At 71.3% G+C, this 17,792-nt stretch carries 16 protein-coding genes; 9 read left to right on the forward strand and 7 right to left on the reverse strand.

The window, feature by feature from the left end; all coding sequences use genetic code 11:
• Positions 1–16: 16 nt before the first annotated feature.
• A complete protein-coding gene (locus QQM67_RS15915; RefSeq protein ID WP_314174537.1) occupies positions 17–1,051 on the reverse strand; it encodes a glycosyltransferase family 2 protein in 1,035 nt (344 codons plus the stop codon).
• 112 nt (positions 1,052–1,163) lie between these two features.
• Here QQM67_RS15915 and QQM67_RS15920 point away from each other — a divergent pair, with 112 nt between their 5' ends.
• Positions 1,164–2,648 carry an LCP family protein gene (locus QQM67_RS15920; protein ID WP_314174538.1) on the forward strand — a complete coding sequence of 495 codons (1,485 nt, stop codon included), beginning with the start codon at positions 1,164–1,166 and terminating at the stop codon, positions 2,646–2,648.
• An 81-nt stretch (positions 2,649–2,729) separates the two neighbouring features.
• Here QQM67_RS15920 and QQM67_RS15925 read toward each other — a convergent pair whose 3' ends face one another.
• Positions 2,730–3,299, reverse strand: coding sequence for an acyl-CoA thioesterase (locus QQM67_RS15925; RefSeq protein ID WP_314174539.1), 570 nt, complete (start codon positions 3,297–3,299; stop codon positions 2,730–2,732).
• A 148-nt stretch (positions 3,300–3,447) separates the two neighbouring features.
• On the opposite strand from QQM67_RS15925, the gene QQM67_RS15930 reads away from it, so the two are divergent.
• Entirely contained in the window at positions 3,448–4,680 is a 1,233-nt protein-coding gene (locus QQM67_RS15930) for an LCP family protein (RefSeq protein ID WP_314174540.1), read from the forward strand.
• Positions 4,681–4,690: 10 nt separating this feature from the next.
• On the opposite strand, the gene QQM67_RS15935 is transcribed toward QQM67_RS15930, so the two are convergent.
• The gene (locus QQM67_RS15935; protein WP_314174541.1) at positions 4,691–5,068 is read right to left on the reverse strand and encodes a VOC family protein; all 378 of its coding nucleotides are present in this window, start codon (positions 5,066–5,068) and stop codon (positions 4,691–4,693) included.
• Positions 5,069–5,144: 76 nt separating this feature from the next.
• On the opposite strand from QQM67_RS15935, the gene QQM67_RS15940 reads away from it, so the two are divergent.
• Entirely contained in the window at positions 5,145–5,699 is a 555-nt protein-coding gene (locus tag QQM67_RS15940) for a CGNR zinc finger domain-containing protein (RefSeq protein WP_314174542.1), read from the forward strand.
• 37 nt (positions 5,700–5,736) lie between these two features.
• On the opposite strand, the gene QQM67_RS15945 is transcribed toward QQM67_RS15940, so the two are convergent.
• A complete protein-coding gene (locus QQM67_RS15945; protein ID WP_314174543.1) occupies positions 5,737–7,089 on the reverse strand; it encodes a UDP-glucose dehydrogenase family protein in 1,353 nt (450 codons plus the stop codon).
• 207 nt (positions 7,090–7,296) lie between these two features.
• Between QQM67_RS15945 and QQM67_RS15950 the strand changes: the two genes are divergently transcribed.
• On the forward strand, positions 7,297–8,484 hold the full coding sequence (locus QQM67_RS15950; RefSeq protein WP_314174544.1) for an acyl-CoA dehydrogenase: 1,188 nt from the start codon (positions 7,297–7,299) through the stop codon (positions 8,482–8,484).
• A gap of 87 nt (positions 8,485–8,571) precedes the next feature.
• Here the strand turns inward: QQM67_RS15950 and QQM67_RS15955 are convergent, their stop codons facing one another.
• Positions 8,572–9,633: an alpha/beta hydrolase gene (locus tag QQM67_RS15955; protein WP_314174545.1), complete on the reverse strand. Its 1,062-nt coding sequence runs from the start codon at positions 9,631–9,633 to the stop codon at positions 8,572–8,574.
• Between the two features lie 189 nt (positions 9,634–9,822).
• Positions 9,823–11,328: a peptide MFS transporter gene (locus QQM67_RS15960; protein ID WP_314174546.1), complete on the reverse strand. Its 1,506-nt coding sequence runs from the start codon at positions 11,326–11,328 to the stop codon at positions 9,823–9,825.
• 547 nt (positions 11,329–11,875) lie between these two features.
• Between QQM67_RS15960 and QQM67_RS15965 the strand changes: the two genes are divergently transcribed.
• Both QQM67_RS15965 and QQM67_RS15970 read left to right on the forward strand, forming a co-directional pair.
• Positions 11,876–12,556 carry a response regulator transcription factor gene (locus tag QQM67_RS15965; RefSeq protein WP_314174547.1) on the forward strand — a complete coding sequence of 227 codons (681 nt, stop codon included), beginning with the start codon at positions 11,876–11,878 and terminating at the stop codon, positions 12,554–12,556.
• A gap of 235 nt (positions 12,557–12,791) precedes the next feature.
• Positions 12,792–14,078 (forward strand): ATP-binding protein, encoded by a 1,287-nt coding sequence (locus tag QQM67_RS15970; RefSeq protein ID WP_314174548.1) that lies wholly within the window; start codon positions 12,792–12,794, stop codon positions 14,076–14,078.
• On the opposite strand, the gene QQM67_RS15975 is transcribed toward QQM67_RS15970, so the two are convergent.
• Positions 13,989–14,528 (reverse strand): GtrA family protein, encoded by a 540-nt coding sequence (locus QQM67_RS15975; protein WP_314174549.1) that lies wholly within the window; start codon positions 14,526–14,528, stop codon positions 13,989–13,991. The two genes, QQM67_RS15970 and QQM67_RS15975, sit on opposite strands and share 90 nt — an antisense overlap.
• 258 nt (positions 14,529–14,786) lie before the next feature.
• Here QQM67_RS15975 and QQM67_RS15980 point away from each other — a divergent pair, with 258 nt between their 5' ends.
• The 3 genes from QQM67_RS15980 to QQM67_RS15990 are packed head-to-tail and all read left to right on the forward strand — an operon-like array spanning position 14,787 to position 17,766.
• On the forward strand, positions 14,787–16,022 hold the full coding sequence (locus tag QQM67_RS15980; RefSeq protein WP_399067089.1) for a 5-(carboxyamino)imidazole ribonucleotide synthase: 1,236 nt from the start codon (positions 14,787–14,789) through the stop codon (positions 16,020–16,022).
• Positions 16,019–16,555 carry a 5-(carboxyamino)imidazole ribonucleotide mutase gene (gene purE, locus QQM67_RS15985; protein ID WP_314174551.1) on the forward strand — a complete coding sequence of 179 codons (537 nt, stop codon included), beginning with the start codon at positions 16,019–16,021 and terminating at the stop codon, positions 16,553–16,555. The genes QQM67_RS15980 and purE overlap by 4 nt, the downstream gene beginning before the upstream one ends.
• On the forward strand, positions 16,555–17,766 hold the full coding sequence (locus QQM67_RS15990) for a dipeptidase (RefSeq protein WP_314174552.1): 1,212 nt from the start codon (positions 16,555–16,557) through the stop codon (positions 17,764–17,766). The genes purE and QQM67_RS15990 overlap by 1 nt, the downstream gene beginning before the upstream one ends.
• The last annotated feature ends 26 nt before the right edge of the window (positions 17,767–17,792 follow it).

Genomic DNA, 17,792 nt, shown 5'->3' on the forward strand with positions numbered 1-17,792 from the left:
CTATCGCGAGGTGAGGTCACTGCGTCGCGGGCACCGGCTCCCTGCGGGAGGCGATCACCTTGCGCGCCAGCTTCCGCGGGCTCGTCAGGAACCCCCATCCCCACGACATGTGCATCGTGGCCAGCGCGACGGGAATCCACGCGCGGCTCCTCAACCCCAGCCCCTTGCCCGCGGGCAGCGACCCGAGGACGACGGCCGCCAGATATCCGCCCGGCACCACGAACCCCAGAGGTATCCCCGCCAGCCCGGCGCCCGTGCCCAGCGCGATCGCGCACAGCGCCACGGGCGGCGCGAGATAGCGCAGATTGATCGACCCGGGGTGGTAGCGCGCGACGACATGGCGCCAACGCCCGTAGTTCCGGTACTGCTTGGCCAGCGCGCGGACGCCGGGCCGCGGCCGGTACTCGACCTTCAGCTCCGGCGAGAACCAGACCAGACCTCCCGCCGCGCGGATCCGGAAGTTCAGCTCCCAGTCCTGTGCGCGGATGAACTCCTCGTTGTAGCCGCCCTGTTGCTCCAGTACGTCACGGCGGAAGACCCCGAGGTACACGGTCTCGGCCTCGCCGGCGCTGCCGCCCGTGTGGAACGCGGCGTTGCCGACGCCGATCTTCGACGTCATCGCGGCGGCGACGGCCCGCTCCCAGTCGTTCTCCCCCTCGGCGTGCATGACGCCGCCGACGTTGGCGGCACCGGTCTCCGACAGCAGCCGCACGGCCGTGGCGATGTACCCGGGCGAGAGCATCCCGTGCCCGTCCACGCGCACCACCACCGGATGCCGGGAGGCCTTGATGGCGGCGTTCAGCGCCGCAGGCGTGCGGCCGCTGGGATTGGGCACCGTGTGCACGCGGGGATCCTCGGCGACCAGTTCCGCCGCGATCTCGTCCGTACGGTCCTCGGAGGGACCGAGAGCGATGACGACCTCCAGCTCACCGTCGTATTCCTGCTGGAGGATGTGCTTGACGGAGCTGCGCAGGTGCCGTTCCTCGTTGAGGACGGGCATGATCACCGAGACCGCGGGCAGCTCCGCGCTCGAGGAAGTCCAATCAGTCACCTGTTCACGTTACCTCGACGGGAAGAGGCCCCCGCACGCCAGCCGGGTGCCCTGGGATCGTGGGACGGCGTGGGTTCAAGTGCCGCCGATCGTATCGCCCTACGGTATGGCAATGCGCGCGGAAGCACACAAAAACGGCCGCAAGCCCCGGTGGGGGGTACGCCTGGCAACGGCGCTCTCCGTGCTGGTGCTGGGGGCGAGCGGCGTGGGTCATCTGATGGTGAGCGGGCTCGACTCGGACGTGAGCCGGGTCGATCCCTTCCAGGGGCTCACCGACCGGCCGCGGGACACCGGCGGTGTCAACTTCCTTGTCGTAGGCACCGACCGGCGCGACAAACTCTCGCACGAGGCGCGGCAGAAGTACCGCCTCGGCGGCTCCGCGTGCGACTGCACCGACACCCTGATGCTCGTGCACCTCTCGGCCGGGCACGACCGCGCCAGCGTCGTCAGCCTCCCCCGCGACTCGTACACGAGGCTTCCCGCGCACACCGACTCGGAGGGCAGACGCCATCCGCCACAGCCGGCGAAGCTCAACTCGGCCTACGCGCGCGGCGGTGCGCATCTGACCGTCAGCGCCGTCGAGGGCATGACGGGCATCCATATCGACCACTATCTGGAGGTCGACTTCACCAGCTTCATGCGCACCGTCGACGTGCTGGGCGGGGTGCCGGTCTGCACGGAGAAGTCGCTCAGCGATCGCTACTCGGGCCTGGAACTGCCCGCGGGCACCACCAACCTCGACGGCGGCCGCGCGCTTCAGTACGTACGGGCACGGCACCTCGGCGACGGCTCCGACCTGGGAAGGATGCAGCGGCAGCAGCACTTCCTCGCCGCGGTCATCCAGAAGGCGACCGACAGCGGCGTCCTGATGAACCCCTCGAAGCTGAGGGAAGTCGCCTCCACCGTGCTCGACTCCGTACGCGCCGACGACGGGCTCGGCAGCGCGCAGATGCTCGAACTCGGGCGCGCGCTGCGGCGCTTCGACTCGGGCTCCTCGGAGTTCGTCTCCGTCCCCGTCGAGGACGCCGACTACCGGGCCCCGAAGCTCGGCTCGACCGTGAAGTGGGACAAGCGGAAGGCCGACAGGCTCTTCGCCGCCCTGCGGGACGACAAGCCGCTGACGCCGCAGAAGCCCCGGGACACCGAGCGGGCCGGGGGCTCAGGTGGGAAGAAGTCCGCGGGGGACGCGGCGCCCGCGGTGGTCGTCGGCATTCCGCCGGCCGGCATCCAGGTGCAGGTGGACAACGGCACGCGGCGCGAAGGGCTCGCGCGCGGCGTGGAGAAGAAGCTGCGCGGCACCGGCTTCGCCACGACGGGCGAGGCGGGGGCGGCGGAGCGCGACGACGTCTCCCGTACGACCATCGCGTACGACCCGCGCTGGGACCGCTCGGCGCGAACGCTCGCCAAGGCCCTGCCGGGCGCCAGGCTGGAGGCGGAGCCCGACCGGGGGCCCGTGATGCGGGTGACCGTGGGCGCGAAGCACCACAACGTGCGGAAGGTGCGCGTCGGTTCGCCCTCGGCCGAGGCGCCGTCGTCGGACTCCGGCGCTCCGGGCCACGGCGCCGTCAAGGGCGGCGAGCGGGCCTCCTGCGCCTGACGGGCGGGGCCGGGGAGCGCGTCCTGCGAACCGGGTCGCCGGCCGCCGGCCGCCGTCGCGGCCACGCCGTACGGAAGAAGCTCAGACTCCGGGCTCCCGAGCGGGCTGCTCGCGCTGTTCGCGCTGCTTGCGCGCCCGCAGCTCCTTGATCGCGCGGCGGCTGGCCAGCCGGTGGGTGCGGCGGATCTGCGCCTCCTGGTGGCGGCGCTTGTCCTCCTCGGTCTCCGGCAGGACCGGAGGCACGGGGCGGGGCCTGCCGTCGGCGTCGACGGCGGCGAAGACGAGGTATGCCGAGCCGACGTGGGTGGCGGGAGCCGCCTCGTTCCACCGCTCGGCCAGCACGCGCACGCCGACCTCCATCGAGGAGCGGCCCGTCCAGTTGACCTGCGCCTTGACGTGGACGAGGTCGCCGACGCGCACCGGCTCCAGGAAGACCATCTCGTCCATGGAGGCCGTGACCGCGGGGCCCCCGGAGTGGCGGCCCGCGACCGCTCCCGCGGCGTCGTCCACGAGCTTCATGATCACGCCGCCGTGCACGGTGCCGAGGAGGTTGGTCTCGTTGCCCGACATGATGTGCGAGAGCGTGGTCCGGGACGCGGATGTGGGCTTGCCCTGCGGGCCGCCCTCCGCGGCGGATGCCTGGTCGGTCATGGGCTCCACCCTAGAACCCGCCTCGAAGTGACCGGTCGGTGGCCGGATAGGGGACGAACGGTGCCTTTGCATCAGAACAGCTACAGCATCTGTCCGATCTCGCCCCCGGGCTGTGTTCCTCCGGGCGGGTCAAGGCAGACTGCCCTCCATGAGTGATTGGCCCGGTGCATGGAACGACTCGCACGACAGGTACGGCAGCCCGCGAGCCCACAGAGGCGCGCCGCCGCAGTCGAGAGGCGGCTATGACGCGGGCTACGGCGGGCAGCCGGGGTACTACGAGGACCCGGCCCCCGGCTATGACTCGGGTTACAGCGACGGGCGCGTCTACGGCGGCGGCAGCCGCGGTTACGACGACTACGACGGCTACTCCCAGTACGACGACGTGCCGCGGAGGCGGCGCGGCCCGCGCTTCAAGACGGTGCTGATATCGCTCGTCGTGATCCTGCTGGCGTGGTCGATCGGCACCTACTTCTGGGCCGACTCCAAGCTTCGCCGCGAGGTCGACCTCAGCATCGTCGAGGACCGGCCGGAGACCGGCACGGGCACCAATTACCTGATCGTCGGGTCCGACAGCCGCGAGGGCCTGTCCGCGCAGGAGAAGAAGGACCTGCACACGGGCTCGGCCGCGGGCAAGCGCACCGACTCGATGATGATCCTGCACGTCGGCGACGGCGCCCCGACGCTGATCTCGCTGCCGCGTGACTCGTGGATCACGATCCCGCCGTTCACCGGCTCCGAGTCGGGCAAGCACTTCGACCGCACCCAGCAGACCAAGCTGAACGCCGCCTACTCGCAGGACGGCGCCCCGCTTCTGGTGCGTACGGTCGAGCACAACACCGGCCTGAAGATCGACCACTACGCGGAGATCGGTTTCGGCGGCTTCGCCAAGATCGTGGACTCGGTCGGCGGCGTCGAGATGAACATCCCGCAGGACATCAAGGACAAGAACTCCGGCGCGGACTTCAAGAAGGGCAAGCAGACGCTCGACGGCAAGCAGGCCCTCTCCTTCGTCCGCAACCGGCACGCGGGGACCGGGGACAGCGACCTCGGCCGTACGAAGAACCAGCAGAAGTTCCTGGCCGCCCTGGCGAACCAGACGGCGACCCCCTCGACGATCCTCAACCCCTTCCGGCTCTACCCCACGCTGGGCGCGGGCCTGGACACCCTGGTGGTCGACAAGGACATGAGCCTGTGGAACCTGGGGTCGATGTTCTTCGCGATGAAGGACGTCAACAGCGGCGAGGGCAAGCGCATGAACATGCCGACCTCCACGACCCAGCAGGGCCCCGCGGGCTCGCTGCTCTGGGACAAGGCCAAGGTCAAGCAGCTGACTCAGCAGCTGAAGAACGACGAGCCCGTCACCGTCACCTCGGTGCGGTGACGCCGGCGGCTCAGTCGCAGGCGCACAGACAGAACGGGTGCCCGGCAGGGTCCAGATAGACGCGGAAGCCACGCTTCCCGCCGTCGTCGTCCTGGATCAGCCGGGCACCCAGTTCGATGACCTCTTTCTCCGCCTCGTCCAGGCGCTCCCTCGGCACGTCCAGATCGAGGTGGAGCTGCTGGGCGTGCTCCACGCTGGGCCACTGCGGCGGGATGAATCCGGGTGACTCCTGGAAGGAGAGCCGCTGCCCGCCGGGGCCGGTGACGTCCACCCACTTCTCCGTCCCGTCCGGGTCGACGGTCCAGTCGAGGACCTGTGCGTAGAACTCGGCGAGGCGCTTGGTGTCCGGACAGTCCAGAACCACGGTCTGCATGGAGGCGATGGCCATTGTTACCCCTTGAAGTGGTTTACCGGTAACGCTCTTGGTTACCAGATGATGCCGTTTCATCGGTAACGTTGCAAGGGTGACCGACCGATCGCCCCCGGAAGCCCTCGTCCTGGTGCAGGAGCTCACGAACACACTCGACGTCGAGACGGGTGAGGACGCACTCTCCGCGCCGGGCGGCGTCGCCGAGTTCGCACGCCGTCACGGGATCGAGGGACTGGGCGGCGACGACGCCGCGGCGCACGAGCTCGCCGTGCTGTGCGAGCTGCGCGAGGCGCTGCGCTCCGCGTGCCTCGCGCACACGGGCACGGACATGCCGCACGGCGCGTCCGAGGCGCTGCGCCGCCGTCTCGAGGACGCCCCGCTCGTCGTCGCCGTGGACGAGGCGGGGCGTGCGGCCCTGCGCCCCGCGGAGGGGCTGACGGGTCTTCCGCTGCTGACGGCCCGCATCGCCGTGGGCATCGCCACGGCGGAGGCGGACGGGACGTGGCAGCGCCTCAAGGCGTGCGAGGCGCACGACTGCCTGTGGGTCTTCTACGACCGCAGCCCGGCGGGCCGGGGCCGCTGGTGCTCGATGGCGGTGTGCGGGAGCCGCGCCAAGATGCGGACCTACCGCGCGAAGCGCACGAGTTAGCCGCCGCGCGGCTACATGGGGCCGGGTGGGCCGGGTCTTACGCCGTGGGCCGGCCCAGCGCGCGGAACTTCCAGTTCTCCTTGCGCCACACCGCCGGATCGAGGGTGTTGCGCCCGTCCAGCACGCGCCGCACCGCGACGACCTCGCCGAGGGCCGCCGGGTCGAGCTGCTGGAACTCGCGCCACTCCGTCAGATGCAGTACGACGTCCGAGCCGCGCACCGCCTCCAGCGCGCTGGGCGCGTAGCGCAGGGTCGGGAAGAGCGCGCGGGCGTTCTCCATGCCCTTGGGGTCGTAGACCGTCACCTGTGCGCCCTGGAGATGCAGCTGCCCGGCGACGTTCAGCGCGGGCGAGTCCCGTACGTCGTCGGAGTCCGGCTTGAACGTGGCGCCCAGGACGCCGATGCGCGTGCCCAGCAGGGTGCCGCCCACCGCTTCCCGCGCCAGCTCGACCATCTGCGCCCGGCGCCGCATGTTGATGGAGTCGACCTCGCGCAGGAAGGTCAGCGCCTCGGACGCGCCCAGCTCGCCCGCGCGGGCCATGAACGCGCGGATGTCCTTCGGGAGGCAGCCGCCGCCGAAGCCGATGCCGGCGCGCAGGAACTTCCGCCCGATGCGGTCGTCGTGCCCTATGGCCTCGGCGAGCTTCACCACGTCGCCGTCCGCGGCCTCGCACACCTCGGCCATCGCGTTGATGAAGGAGATCTTCGTCGCGAGGAAGGAGTTGGCCGAGGTCTTCACCAGCTCCGCGGTCGGGAAGTCGGTGACGATGAAGGGCGAGCCCTCGGCGAGCGGCGCCGCGTACACCTCGCGCAGCTGCTGCTCCGCGCGCTCGCTGCGCACGCCGACGACGACGCGGTCCGGGTGCAGCGTGTCCTTGACGGCCAGGCCCTCCCGGAGGAACTCCGGGTTCCAGGCCAGCTCCGCCTCCTCGCCCGCGGGCGCGAGCTGCGCGAGCCGGTCCGCGAGCCGCGCGGCGCTGCCCACCGGCACCGTCGACTTGCCGACGACGAGGGCCGGACGCCTCAGATGGGGAGCGAGCGCCTCGATCGCGCTGTCGACGTAGCTCATGTCGCACGCGTACTCGCCGTGCTTCTGCGGGGTGTTGACGCAGACGAAGTGGATGTCGCCGAACTCCGCCACCTCCTCGTAGGACGTGGTGAAGCGGAGCCTCCCGCTCGAATCCGGGAGATCCGCGACGTGCTTGCGCAGCAGCTCCTCGAGGCCCGGCTCGTACATCGGGGTCTCGCCGCGCTCCAGCATCGCGATCTTCTCCGGCGAGATGTCAAGGCCCAGCACCTCGAAGCCGAGTTCGGCCATGGCGGCTGCGTGCGTGGCGCCGAGGTAACCGGTGCCGATCACTGTGATCTTGAGCGGGGCCCTGTTGGCCATGGTTGGGTTGCTCCTGTATGACGACGCGGAGGGCGCTTGGAACGCTCCGGGAACGCTGCCCGCGCAGCATATCGGGGTCCGCCTGTCGCGAACCTCACGTATCCCGGGCCGGGCATCGGGCCCTAGAATTCGGTTACTTAACGGTAATTAGCAGATGCTTGACGCTCGCCGTGCCGGCACCGCAGAGCTGATGAGGAGTGAGACACCTTGGCGCCATCGGGAAAAAGCGCAGCCGCTGACTTCGGCCTCTACAGGCCGTCAGAAGAGCACGACATGCTCAGGGACTCGGTGCGCGCCCTCTCCGAGGCGAAGATCGCACCCTTCGCCACCGAGGTGGACGAGGAGGCCCGCTTCCCGCAGGAGGCCCGGGACGCGCTGGAGGCCAACGACCTGCACGCGGTGCACGTGCCCGAGGCCTACGGCGGCGCGGGCGCCGACGCCCTCGCGACCGTCATCGTCATCGAGGAGGTCGCCCGTGTGTGCGCGTCGTCCTCGCTGATCCCCGCCGTGAACAAGCTCGGGTCGCTGCCCGTCATCCTCTCCGGCTCGGAGGAGCTGAAGAAGCGGTATCTCGCGCCGCTCGCCGCGGGCGAGGCGATGTTCTCGTACTGCCTGAGCGAGCCGGACGCCGGTTCGGACGCGGGCGGCATGAAGACCAAGGCCGTGCGGGACGGCGACCACTACGTGCTCAACGGCGTGAAGCGCTGGATCACCAACGCCGGGGTCTCGGACTACTACACCGTGATGGCCGTGACCGATCCGGACAAGCGGACGAAGGGCATCTCCGCCTTCGTCGTCGAGAAGGACGACGAAGGGGTCTCCTTCGGCGCCCCGGAGAAGAAGCTGGGCATCAAGGGCTCCCCGACGCGCGAGGTGTACCTCGACAACGTCCGCATTCCTGCCGACCGCATGCTCGGCGAGGAGGGCACCGGCTTCACCACCGCCATGCTGACGCTGGACCACACGCGGATCACCATCGCCGCCCAGGCGCTCGGCATCGCGCAGGGCGCCCTCGACTACGCCAAGGGCTATGTCGCCGAGCGCAAGCAGTTCGGGAAGCCCGTCGGCGACTTCCAGGGCGTGCAGTTCATGCTGGCCGACATGGCGATGAAGCTGGAAGCGGCCCGCCAGCTGACCTACGCGGCGGCCGCCAGGTCCGAGCGCATCGCCCTCGGTGGATCCGGCGAGGACCTGACCTTCTTCGGTGCGGCCGCGAAGTGCTACGCGTCGGACGCGGCCATGGAGATCACGACGGACGCGGTCCAGCTGCTGGGCGGCTACGGCTACACGCGTGACTACCCGGTCGAGCGGATGATGCGCGACGCCAAGATCACGCAGATCTACGAGGGCACCAACCAGGTGCAGCGGATCGTGATGGCCCGCAACCTGCCGTAGCCCGGAGCCTGAAGGCGGCGTACGCAGGAGGGCGCCCCGCACGCGGACGCGCGAGGCGCCCTCGTATGTCCTTGACCGGCCCTGGCTTCACCGGAAGGTGCCCCCTGGCGTACGGGCCGCGATCCAGCTCAGCACCATCCGCTCCATGCCGGGACTGCCGAGCACCCCGCCGCCGTGCTCCGCGCCCGGCACCGTCGCCACGGTGATGTCGCCGGGCGCCATGCCGTGCCGCAACTCGGTCTCGCGCAGCGCCTCGGAGTGCTCGACGGGCACGAAGTCGTGCCGGGAGTGGATGAGCAGCATCGGCGGATCGTCGCCGCCGGAGGCGTGTTCGGTCGCGGACATGTCCCGCCAGACGCGACGGCACGTCCCGGGGTCGCGCGTCCGGCCGTCCGGCGGCCCGGCCTCCCGCGGCGTCCACTGCCCCGCACCGGGACCGGGCCGGTGCCGGCTCCCGGGCGGCGGCCCCGGCTCGCAGCCCGCCAGCCGTGCGGCGTTGGCGCGCAGCACCTGCATGCCCGCCTTGTCGCCGTCGGGTGCGTCGGACGCCGTCCAGGAGCGGTACGGGTCGACCACGGGCGAGAGGGCGACCACGCCCGCGAGGTGCAGCCGTCCGGCCCCGTACGCCCCCGCGCTCGTGGCGACCTGCCCGCCCGCCGAGGAGCCGAGGAGCACGATCCGGTGCGGGTCCACGCCGAAGCGCTCGGAGTGGCTCCGGATCCAGCGCAGTGCGCGCAGCACGTCGTCGCGCTGCGCGGGCCAGGGGGCCTCGGTGTTGGGGCGGTAGTCGAGGGTGAAGACAGCGGGGCCGGCGTGGGCGATCCGCCGGGCCCACTTGTTCCATCCGGCGGACCGGTCCTGGTACCAGAAGCCTCCGTGCACGATGACGACGCCGGTGCGGAGCGGGCCGGGCCGCGCCGGGTTCCGGTCGCCGTACGCGGTCAGCCTCTGCTTCGCGAGCGGCCCGTAGGAGTACGTGCGGGACGGCGCCCCGGAGTAGGTGCGATGCTCCGGCCGCACGTCCCGCTCTGCGCCGGGCCCGCCCCCTGCCTCCCGCGCCGCGCCGCGCTCCTGACCGCCCCGCACGACCGGCGACGTACAGAAGACAAGCGCCAGACACGTGACGAGTACGAGGACGAGTCTGTGCACGTCACCAGCGTCAGGGCGGCCACCGCGGGCCGCAACAGCACTCTCCGTGGCCCGGACTCCGAGGCACGGATCGGACGCACGCCGGCCCCGGACCCGGGCCCGCTCTCGCGGAACCGGGCCGGGGCCGGGGACGGCGCCCATGGCCGTCGTCACGGCCGTACGAACGGGCCGTACTCGTGGCCGTACTCGCTACTTCACGGAGCCCAGCAGCGGGTTGATCCGCTTGCGTGCCGCGAGGAAGACGAAGCCCGCGAGCGCCGCGAGCACGCCCTGCACCGCGAAGCCCGTCTTTCCGCTGGCCGCGTCGCCGAGGACGAGCTGGACGATCGCGAAGACGCAGTCGCCCGCGGTGACCGCCAGGAACCACACGCCCATCAGCTGGCTCGCGTACTTGGCGGGCGCGAGCTTCGTCGTCACCGACAGCCCGACCGGCGAGAGGCAGAGCTCAGCGACGGTCTGGAGCAGATAGACGGTGATCAGCCACAGCGGCGTGACCTTGTCGCCCCCGGAGGCCGAGGCGATGGCCAGCATCATCACGCCGAAGGAGACGCCGATGCCGATCAGGCCGAAGGAGAACTTGGTCGTGGTGGCCGGGTTGCGGCTGCCGAGCTTCACCCAGAGCGCGGCCAGCAGCGGGGCGATGATCATCACCCACAGCGGGTTGACCGACTGGAACCAGCTCGTGGGGAACTCGATCCCGAACAGGTCGGTCGCGGTGCTCTTCTCGGCGAAGAGGTTCAGCGTCGAGCCGGACTGATCGAAGATCATCCAGAAGATGGCCGCGGCGATGAAGAACCAGAGGTAGCCGCTGAGCTTCTTCCGCTCGTCCTCGGTGACGTCGCGGTCGCGGCGCATCCGTACGAAGTAGTACGTGGGCAGCACGAGGCCCGCGATGCTCAGCGGCCACAGCACCCAGTCGATGGTGAAGGCGTCGGCGAGCACCACCGCGGCGTAGAAGACGGCGGCGACGACGGCGGCGATCACGGTGTTGCGGATGGCCTTGTTGCGGTCGGTCGCGTCGAGCGGCTGCGGGACGACGTTGGACTGCGGCGCGAGGTGGCGGGTGCCGATCAGGAACTGGATCAGGCCCAGGGCCATGCCGACGGCGGCGAGGCCGAAGCCGAGGTGCCAGCTGACCTTCTGCCCGGCCCAGCCGATGAGCAGCGGCGCGGCGAAGGCGCCGATGTTGATCCCCATGTAGAAGACGGTGAATCCGCCGTCCCTGCGGGGGTCGTTGGGGCCCGCGTAGAGGTGGCCGACCATCGTGGAGATGTTGGCCTTCAGCAGGCCGGAGCCGACGCCGATGAAGACCAGGCCCGCGAAGAAGAGCGCATCGACGCCCGTCGCGAGCAGCGCGTGGCCGATCATGATGACGAACGCGGATATCGCGACCGTCTTGCGCGGCCCCCAGACGCGGTCGCCGAGCCAGCCGCCCGGCATGGCCATCAGATAGACGGTGGCGTTGTAGACGGAGTAGAGCGCCACGGCGGTCGCCGAGGCCATGCCCATGCCGCCCTCGGCGACGGCGGCCGTCAGATAGAGGACGAGAAGGGCGCGCATGCCGTAGAAGCTGAAGCGCTCCCACATCTCGGTCATGAAGAGGGTGGCGAGACCGCGGGGGTGACCGAAGAAGGTCTTGCCGTCGGCCGCGGGCGGATGCTGCGGCGCGTCCTTCGGCGCTGCTGTGGAGGCCATGTGGGGGGTTCCTCGCTGTGTGAGAAGGGGGCCGGTGACGGACGCAGGCGGGGTGCCGCCGGGTCCGTTGCAGCCCCGTGTGCTTCTCACACCGCGGGGCCCGGCGCTGGGGACATCGGTTCGGCTTGTGGTGCCGCTTCCGCCGGACCGTCCCGGGAGCCGGAAGGCGGCGGGAGGTCCTTGCGGGCGCGCGTCCTGAGGGCCGACGTCTCCGGGACCGGACGGTGCGTGTACCAGCCCGCCCCCTCGGCGGAGGTCAACCGCCGGACCGGCCGGCCACGGGCACACGGCACGCGTGGCCGGCGACACAGGATCACCGCCGCACTGACCGACTCCGCCGGGGCCCCCGCCCCCTGGGTGATCACGCCGGAAGCCAGCTCACCATACGTCACGGGGGTGCCCGTAACGGAAGGGATTGGGAGCAGGATCACAGGCGCAAGGCGTAAATTCCCTGCCAATTCGAAGGTAACGAGTTGGTATCTCCGACGATCCGCGCTGGTTGGCAGGGACCGGCCTTACGCTCGGCGACGAGGACTACCATCGGGCCATGACCCGTGTACTGCTCGCCGAGGACGACTCCGCGATCTCGGAGCCCCTTGCCCGTGCGCTGCGCCGTGAGGGATACGAGGTCGAGGTGCGCGAGGACGGTCCCGGAGCGCTCGACGCAGGCCTCAAGGACGGCATCGACCTGGTGGTGCTCGACCTCGGTCTGCCCGGGATGGACGGGCTGGAGGTCTGCCGCCGGCTGCGCAACGAGGGGCACACCTTCCCCGTGCTCGTCCTCACCGCACGCGCCGACGAGGTCGACACCGTCGTCGGGCTGGACGCGGGCGCCGACGACTACGTCACCAAGCCCTTCCGCCTCGCCGAGCTCCTCGCACGCGTGCGTGCGCTGCTGCGGCGCGGGGCAGCCGCCGAGCCGGCCCCGCCGCCCGCCACGCACGGCGTGCGCATCGACGTCGACTCGCACCGGGTGTGGATGGGCGAGGAGGAACTCCAGCTGACGGCCAAGGAGTTCGACCTGCTGCGGGTGCTGGTGCGGGACGCCGGGCGGGTCGTCACCCGCGACCAGCTCATGCGCGAGGTCTGGGACACCACGTGGTGGTCGTCCACCAAGACGCTGGACATGCACATCTCCTGGCTCCGCAAGAAGCTCGGCGACGACGCCGCCAATCCGCGCTACATCGCGACCGTGCGGGGCGTCGGGTTCCGGTTCGAGAAGAGCTGAGAGAGCTGAGAGAGAGGGTGAACGTGCCGGTGCCCTCGCCGCGTCCGCCGGGCGGGCCGCCGTACGAGTCGTACGAGCGGGCGCGCGGGCAGTCGTACGGGCAGCCGCCGTGTGAGCAGGCGCACGGAGCGCGTGAGCGCCTGGCCCGGGCCGTGTCCGGCCCCTGGCTTCGGCTCCGGTTCGGCGTCCGGCTCCGCGCCGTGCGACCCCGGCACCCGCGCCCGGAGGGCGAGCCGTGCGGCGCAGGCTGATCCTCTCCACCCTCGCGGTCGTGCTCGTCGTCGTCGCGGTGTTCGGCATCTCGCTGATCCTGGTGGAGTCCCGCTCCATCGAGAACAGCGCCCGCGACAGCGTGAAGTCGGAGGCCGTGCAGCTCGTCTCCGTCGTCGAGAGCCGCATCGTCGCCGGCGAACAGGTCTCACCGGCGACCATGAACAACGCCGTGCCCCACAACCGCCACGTACGCATCGACGTGCCCGGCAAGAAGGCCATCACCCTGGGAAAGAGCCCCGAGGGCAAGGTCATCGAGGCGTCGCAGACCGGGGCGCACGGCGAGCGCATCACCGTCCGGCAGGGATACAGCTCGGTCTACGACGAGCTGGGCCGAACGCTGCTGATCATCCTCGCCGTCGCGTTGCTCGCCGTCGCCGCGGCGGCCATCCTCGCCGTACGGCAGGCGCATCGCGTCGCCGCTCCGCTCACCGACCTCGCCGAGACCGCGGAGCGGCTCGGCTCCGGCGACCCGCGCCCCCGGCACCGCCGCTACGGCGTGCCCGAACTGGACCGCGTCGCCGACGTGCTGGACGGCAGCGCGGACCGCATCGGGCGGATGCTGACCGCCGAGCGCCGGCTCGCCGCGGACGCGTCGCACCAGCTCCGTACGCCGCTGACCGCGCTGTCGATGCGGCTGGAGGAGATCATCGCCACCGCCGACACCGACGACCCGGAGGACCGTGCGACGGTCAAGGAGGAGGCGACGATCGCCCTCGCACAGGTCGAGCGGCTCACCGACGTCGTGCAGCGGCTGCTGACCAACTCCCGCGACCCGCGCTCGGCTTCGGCCGTCGGCTTCGACCTCGACGAGGTGCTCAAGCAGCAGGTCGAGGAGTGGAAGCCCGCCTACCGCGGCGCGGGGCGCGCGATCGTACGGTCCGGGAAGCCGAAGCTGCGCGTCGTGGGCACGCCCGGCGCGGTCGCCGGGGTGCTGGCGACGCTGATCGAGAACTCCCTGATGCACGGAGCCGGACGGGTCGCCCTGCGCACCCGCGTCACCGGCAACCAGGTCGTCGTGGAGGTGACGGACGAGGGTCCCGGGGTCGACCCGCAGCTGGGCTCGCGCGTCTTCGAACGGACCGTCAGCGGCCACAACTCCACCGGCCTCGGCCTCGCCGTCGCCCGCGATCTGGCCGAGGCGGACGGCGGCCGGCTGGAGCTACTTCAGCACCACCCGCCGGTGTTCGCGCTGTTCCTCAGCCGGGAGACCGTCGGCGGAGGCCGAGGCGGCGGCGAGGACGCGGCCTGAACCGGACCGGAAGACCCAGGTGCGGTACGTCCAGAAGCGGAAGACGGTGCCGATGCCGAGGCCGACGACGTTCTTCGCGATGTTGTCGGCGAGCGGCGAGGTGTAGTCCAGGCCGTAGTGGGAGATGGCGAGCACGGCGTTCTCGATGACGAGGGCGATGCCGCTGAAGAAGAAGAACAGCATCGTCTCGCGGTGGATGCGGCGCTTGTCGGTGTGCCGGTACGTCCAGTAGCGGTTGCCCAGGTAGTTGGTGCCGATCGCGACGACCTGGGAGATCACGCCGGAGCGGATGGGCGCCAACTGGAGAGTGTGGATGCACAGGTTGAAGACGGCCACGTTGACCAGGAACCCCACGGCGCCGACCGCGCCGAACTTGGCGGCCTCGCGGAAGAGGCGTTCGAGCCGGTCGCGGAGTCCTCTCAGCGCACGCGCTGCGCTCCAGTCACCCATTGTGCCGTTCCCCGTTCGGTCGCCGTCGTCCGTCCCCCGCCGCACATGCTAACCAGCGGGCATCCGCCCGCGCAGCGCGCCCGAGCGGGGCCCCCGAAGGACGGGCCGCCGGGCGGCGCGTCGGCGCGGGCGGCACCTCCGGTGAGTCGTACGGAGTGCCGTGCCGCGCCCCGCGGGCCTCTCGTACCGTTCACCCACCGCGCACCCCTGTAGACGCCGTACGGATACGCTGAGGTTGTGACGTTCCCCGTAGTCGGCATGGTCGGTGGCGGCCAGCTCGCCCGCATGACCCATGAGGCAGGCATTCCGCTCGGCATCAGATTCAGGCTTCTCTCGGACACCCCGCAGGACTCCGCGGCGCTGGTCGTGCGCGACGTCGTGGTGGGAGACCACCGCGACCTGGGCACCCTGCGCGAGTTCGCGCGCGGCTGCGACGTCGTCACCTTCGACCACGAGCACGTGCCGACCGAGCATCTGCGCGCGCTGGAGGCGGACGGCGTCGCCGTGCACCCCGGCCCCGACGCGCTCGTGCACGCCCAGGACAAGGGCGTCATGCGGGCCCGGCTGGACGCCATGGGCGTGCCCTGCCCGCGGCATCGGATCGTGCGCGACCCGGCGGACGTCGCGGCGTTCGCGGGCGAGCTCGCGGCGGACACAGGAACGGACGCCGGTACGGACGCGGGCGGTACGGGCGCAGTCGGTACGGGCGCAGAGGGTACGGACGCGGACGGAACGCGCGACGGGACGGCCGCGGACGGCGGCTTCCCCGTGCCCGTCGTGCTGAAGACGGTGCGCGGCGGCTACGACGGCAAGGGCGTCTGGGTCGCGCGCACCCCCGGCGAGGCGGCCGTCCCGTTCAACGCCGGTGTGCCCGTACTGGCGGAGGAAAAGGTCGACTTCGCGCGCGAACTGGCCGCCTGCGTGGTGCGCTCGCCGCACGGGCAGGCCGTCGCCTATCCGGTCGTCGAGTCGGTCCAGGTCGGCGGCGTCTGCGACACGGTGATCGCGCCCGCGCCGGGCCTTCCGGACCACGAGGCCGTGGCGGCGCAGGAGATGGCGCTGCGGATCGCGCAGGAGCTCGGCGTCGTGGGGCACATGGCGGTGGAGCTCTTCGAGACGCGCGACGGGCGCGTGCTGGTCAACGAGCTGGCGATGCGCCCGCACAACTCGGGTCACTGGACCCAGGACGGCGCGGTCACCTCGCAGTTCGCCAACCACCTGCGCGCGGTCCTCGATCTGCCGCTCGGCGACCCCCGAGCCCGCGCCCGCTGGACCGTGATGGCGAACGTGCTGGGCGGCGACTACCCGGACATGTACTCGGCGTACCGCCATTGCATGGCGCGCGACCCGCAGTTGAAGATCCACATGTACGGCAAGGACGTGAAGCCCGGCCGCAAGGTCGGCCACGTCAACACCTACGGCGACGACCTGGCCGACGTACGCGAACGCGCCGCACACGCCGCCGGATATCTGCGAGGAACGATCACCGAATGACGAACGGAACCCCGCTGGTCGGCCTCGTCATGGGCTCCGACTCCGACTGGCCCGTCATGGAGGAAGCCGCCAAGGCCCTCGACGAGTTCGAGGTGCCCTACGAGGCCGACGTCCTCTCCGCGCACCGCATGCCGCGCGAGATGGTGACGTACGGCGAGGAGGCGGCCGCCCGTGGCCTGCGGGCCATCATCGCGGGCGCCGGCGGCGCGGCCCATCTGCCGGGCATGCTCGCCTCGGTGACGCCGCTGCCGGTGATCGGCGTGCCGGTGCCGCTGAAGTACCTGGACGGCATGGACTCCCTGCTCTCCATCGTGCAGATGCCCTCGGGCGTGCCCGTCGCGACGGTCTCGGTCGGCGGCGCGCGCAACGCCGGCCTGCTGGCCGTACGGATGCTCGCCGCGCACGACTCCGAACTCCAGGAGCGCATGCGGCGGTTCCAGGACGAGCTGAACGAGGAGGCCGCCGAGAAGGGCCGGCGGCTGCGCAGCAAGGTCGCCGCCGGCAGGACCGGCTTCGGCTTCGGGGGCGGCTGATGACGGCGGGGGCGGAGCCGGCCCTGCTGACCCGCGCACGCGAACTGCTCGCCGCACACCCGGTGGTCGACGGGCACAACGACCTGCCGTGGGCGCTGCGCGAGCTCGTCGCGTACGACCTCGACCGGTGCGACATCGCGCAGGACCAGTCCGGGCGGCTGCACACCGACATCCCCCGGCTGCGAGCGGGCGGGGTCGGGGCGCAGTTCTGGTCGGTGTTCGTACGGTCCGACTTCGCCGGTGACGACGCGGTCAGCGCGTGCCTCGAACAGATCGACGTCGTACTGCGGTTCGTGGAGCGCCACCCCGGCGAACTGCGGCTGGCGCGCACCGCCGAGGACATGGAGGCGGCGCGCTCGGAGGGCCGCATCGCGTCACTGATGGGCGCCGAGGGCGGCCACTCCATCAACAACTCCCTCGCGACGCTGCGCGCGCTGCACCGGCTGGGCGTGCGCTACATGACGCTGACGCACAACGACAACGTCGACTGGGCGGACTCGGCGACGGACGAGCCGCGCCACGGCGGCCTCACGCGCTTCGGCGAGGAGGTCGTACGGGAGATGAACCGGCTGGGGATGCTCGTCGACCTCTCGCACGTCGCCGCGTCGACCATGCGGGACGCCCTGCGGGTGAGCGAGGCGCCGGTGATCTTCTCGCACTCCTCGTCGCGCGCCCTGTGCGGCCATCCGCGCAACATCCCCGACGACGTGCTGGAGTCGCTGCCCGCCAACGGCGGTGTGGCGATGGCGACTTTCGTGACGAAGTTCGTCCTGCCGGAGGCCGTCGAGTGGGCGCGGGCCGCCGAGGACAACCTGCGCGCGCACGGCCTCCACCCGCTGGCCGGCGGCGAGGAGGCCGAGCGCCTCAACGCCGCCTTCGAGCAGGAGCGTCCGCGCCCGTACGCCGACGCCTCGACCGTCGCGGACCACCTGGACCATATGCGGGAGGCCGCCGGCATCGACCACCTCGGCATCGGCGGCGACTTCGACGGCACGACGCTCCTGCCGGCGCAGCTGGAGGACGTCTCCGGCTATCCGAACCTCGTGGCCGAACTGCTGCGGCGGCGCTGGTCGGAGGAGGATCTGGCGAAGCTGACGTGGCGTAACGCGGTGCGCGTGCTGGGCGACGCGGAGGCGGTCTCGCGTGAACTGCGGGAGCGGCGCGGGCCGTCGATCGCGACGATCGGCGCGCTGGACGGCGAGGACGGCTGAGGCACGGGCCGCGGCGGTGTGCGCGG

This window comes from Streptomyces winkii (assembly GCF_032248595.1).
Taxonomy (GTDB): Bacteria; Actinomycetota; Actinomycetes; order Streptomycetales; family Streptomycetaceae; genus Streptomyces; species Streptomyces winkii.

Coding starts and splice junctions, on each gene's coding strand:
- QQM67_RS15920 (WP_314174538.1), top strand. CDS start 1,164: ATGCGCGCGGAAGCACACAAAAACGGCCGCAAGCCCCGGTGGGGGGTA.
- QQM67_RS15925 (WP_314174539.1), bottom strand. CDS start 3,299: ATGACCGACCAGGCATCCGCCGCGGAGGGCGGCCCGCAGGGCAAGCCC.
- QQM67_RS15930 (WP_314174540.1), top strand. CDS start 3,448: ATGAGTGATTGGCCCGGTGCATGGAACGACTCGCACGACAGGTACGGC.
- QQM67_RS15935 (WP_314174541.1), bottom strand. CDS start 5,068: ATGGCCATCGCCTCCATGCAGACCGTGGTTCTGGACTGTCCGGACACC.
- QQM67_RS15945 (WP_314174543.1), bottom strand. CDS start 7,089: ATGGCCAACAGGGCCCCGCTCAAGATCACAGTGATCGGCACCGGTTAC.
- QQM67_RS15960 (WP_314174546.1), bottom strand. CDS start 11,328: ATGGCCTCCACAGCAGCGCCGAAGGACGCGCCGCAGCATCCGCCCGCG.
- QQM67_RS15965 (WP_314174547.1), top strand. CDS start 11,876: ATGACCCGTGTACTGCTCGCCGAGGACGACTCCGCGATCTCGGAGCCC.
- QQM67_RS15975 (WP_314174549.1), bottom strand. CDS start 14,528: ATGGGTGACTGGAGCGCAGCGCGTGCGCTGAGAGGACTCCGCGACCGG.
- QQM67_RS15980 (WP_399067089.1), top strand. CDS start 14,787: ATGGTCGGTGGCGGCCAGCTCGCCCGCATGACCCATGAGGCAGGCATT.
- purE (WP_314174551.1), top strand. CDS start 16,019: ATGACGAACGGAACCCCGCTGGTCGGCCTCGTCATGGGCTCCGACTCC.
- QQM67_RS15990 (WP_314174552.1), top strand. CDS start 16,555: ATGACGGCGGGGGCGGAGCCGGCCCTGCTGACCCGCGCACGCGAACTG.